This window comes from Streptomyces sp. KLMMK, from assembly GCF_036961605.1.
Lineage (GTDB): Bacteria > Actinomycetota > Actinomycetes > Streptomycetales > Streptomycetaceae > Streptomyces > Streptomyces telluris.
This window is the reverse complement of sequence record NZ_JBAMDC010000762.1, coordinates 1-1,115: the sequence shown is the minus strand read 5'-3', so window position 1 is coordinate 1,115 and position 1,115 is coordinate 1. Positions and strand designations below refer to the sequence as shown.

The following is a 1,115-nucleotide window of genomic DNA, read 5'->3' as shown; positions in this document are numbered from 1 at the left end:
AGGCCGTCGCGGGCCACGACCGGCACGCCGCCACCCGCAGCGCCATGCAGGCCCAGGTCGCCGCCGGCATACCCGGCGTCCTGGGGCAGACCCGGGACGACCACGGCACCTGGCGGGGCTCCGCCGGCATCGCCGACCGCACCACCCAGCGGCCCCGCCTCGCCCAGGACCGCTTCCGCATCGCCAGCGTCAGCAAGGTCTTCACCTCCGTCGTCCTGCTCCAGCTGGAGGCGGAGGGCCGGATCGGCCTGGACGACCTCGTCGAGCACTGGCTGCCGGGCGTCGTCCGGGGCAACGGGCACGACGGCGGGGGGATCACCGTCCGGCAGCTGCTCAACCACACCAGCGGGATCTACAACTACACCGACGATCCGGCCTTCCGGCAGCTTCTCGGCCCCGGCTTCCTCGAGCACCGCTTCGACGACCACACGCCGGAAGAGCTCGTGAAGACCGCGATGGCGCACGCACCGTACTTCGCGCCGGGCGGGGGCTGGCACTACTCCAACACCAACTACGTCCTCGCCGGCATGGTCGTCGAGAAGGTGACGGGACGCTCCTACGCCACCGAGATCAAGCGGCGCATCGTCCGGCCCCTGGGGCTCACCGCCACCACGCTCCCCGGCACGGCGCCCGAGCTGCCGGGGCCGCACGGCCGGGCCTACAGCACGCTCGCGGCCGATCCCTCCCCCGACCCGAAGATCTACGACGTCACCGAGCTCAACCCGTCGTGGGGCGGGGCCGCCGGCGAGATCATCTCCACCACTGGCGACCTCAACCGCTTCTACGGCGCCCTCATCGGCGGGAAGCTGCTGCCGCAGGCCCAGCAGCGGGAGCTGCTCACCACGGTGTCCGCGGACGACCAGATGCCGGGCGCCGGCTACGGCCTCGGGGTCGCCAGGATCCGGCTGTCGTGCGGCGCGGACGTCTGGATGCACACCGGTGGCGTCCACGGCTCCCTCACGATCGCCAGCGCGAGCGCCGACGGCCGGCACACCGCCGCGTTCAACTTCAACGGCGACTGGACGGGCGACCTCGGCGCGCCGGTCGAGGCGGAGTACTGCGGCAAGGCCCCGTCGGGGCGGTCCCCCGTCGCCGAGCAGCAGAGGACGACGGCC

Annotated in this window: 1 protein-coding gene; it reads left to right on the top strand. The window is 73.2% G+C overall.

Translation table 11 applies throughout. From position 1 onward, the window contains the following. Nucleotides 1-1,115: serine hydrolase domain-containing protein (locus V7793_RS37795; protein ID WP_336014273.1), on the top strand; the 1,115-nt coding region annotated here is incomplete at both ends.